1 protein-coding gene and 1 pseudogene are annotated in these 1,172 nt (G+C 74.4%); one reads left to right on the top strand and one right to left on the bottom strand.

Features of this window, described 5'->3' with window-relative positions; translation table 11 throughout:
- Positions 1-141, top strand: a pseudogene (locus ABD308_RS09775) (reductase); the annotation flags it as partial.
- 37 nt (positions 142-178) lie between these two features.
- Here ABD308_RS09775 and ABD308_RS09770 read toward each other — a convergent pair.
- Positions 179-1,172 (bottom strand): AAA family ATPase (locus tag ABD308_RS09770; protein WP_344330933.1); only part of this gene is annotated, 994 nt, incomplete at its 5' end.

Here is a 1,172-nt window from a genome sequence, read left to right as displayed (position 1 = left end):
CTGCGCTGCCGGCCGGCGGCCGAGACGGTGGCCGACACCTGGGCGTGGCTGCGCTCGATCGGCGGCGTCGCCCCGCGGCGCCCGGACCGGCCGACCGTCGGCCTGGACCCGGAGAAGGAGGCCAAGGCGCTGGCCGGCTGACGGCGCCCGCACCCGCCTGGGCCGGGGCTACATGGCCCTAGCCCCGGCCGTCGATCAGCTCGCCGTAGGCCTGCACGAGGTCCGGCAGCCGCAGCGTGGCGAGGTCCTCCCGGCCGGGCGGCTCGCGCAGCAGGGTGAGCCGCAAATCCCGGTAGGCGCAGGACTTCTCGTACAGGGTGCGGATGAACCGGCCGTTGCCGAGCTCGTCGATCCAGCCCTCGCGGACCACGTGGGTGCAGATCGAGGCCAGTTCCTCGGCGGCGTCCTCGTCCCAGCCGTCGCCGTCCTGCCCGGCGAGCGCGGCGCCGATCGCGGTCAGCTCGCCGGGGCGGTAGCTGGGGAAGTCGACCCGGGTGGTGAAGCGGGAGTTGAGGCCGGGATTGGTGGACAGCAGCCGGTTCATGCCCTCCGGGTAGCCGGCCAGGATCACCACCAGCCGGTCCCGGTTGTCCTCGGCGCGCTTGAGCAGCACCTGGAGCGCCTCGTCGCCGTACGCGTCGCCCTTGCTGTAGCCGGAGTTGGAGAGGCTGTAGGCCTCGTCGATGAAGAGCACGCCGTCCAGCGCGGAGTCGATGAGCTCGTTCGCCTTGACCGCCGTCTGGCCGAGGAACTCGCCGACCAGGTCGGCTCGTTGGGCCTCCACCAGATGGTCGCCGGAGAGCAGGCCGAGGGCGTGGAAGACCCGGCCGAGGATCCGCGCGACGGTGGTCTTGCCGGTTCCGGAGGGGCCGGAGAAGACGAAGTGCCGCTTGGGCGGCTGGACCGGCAGGCCCTGTTCGGCCCGCAGCCGGGCCATCCGCAGCTGCGCGGAGAGCGCCCGGACCTGCCGCTTGACCGGCTCCAGGCCGACCATCCGGGAGAGTTCGGCCAGGGCCGCTTCCAGCTCGGCCTGGTCGCCCTCGCGTTCGAGCGCCGGATAGCTGTTGGCGACGCGCGGGAGGGCGGCCTCGCCGCGGGCCGGCGCGGGCGCGGCCGGGGAGAGGGCCGGCGGCTGCGGCGCGGTGGAGCCGGAGAGGCCGAGGGTGGCGTCG

This window comes from Kitasatospora putterlickiae (genome assembly GCF_039527695.1).
Lineage (GTDB): Bacteria > Actinomycetota > Actinomycetes > Streptomycetales > Streptomycetaceae > Kitasatospora > Kitasatospora putterlickiae.
Note: the sequence above shows the minus strand (reverse complement) of the source record. Positions and strands in the feature narration are given on the sequence as shown.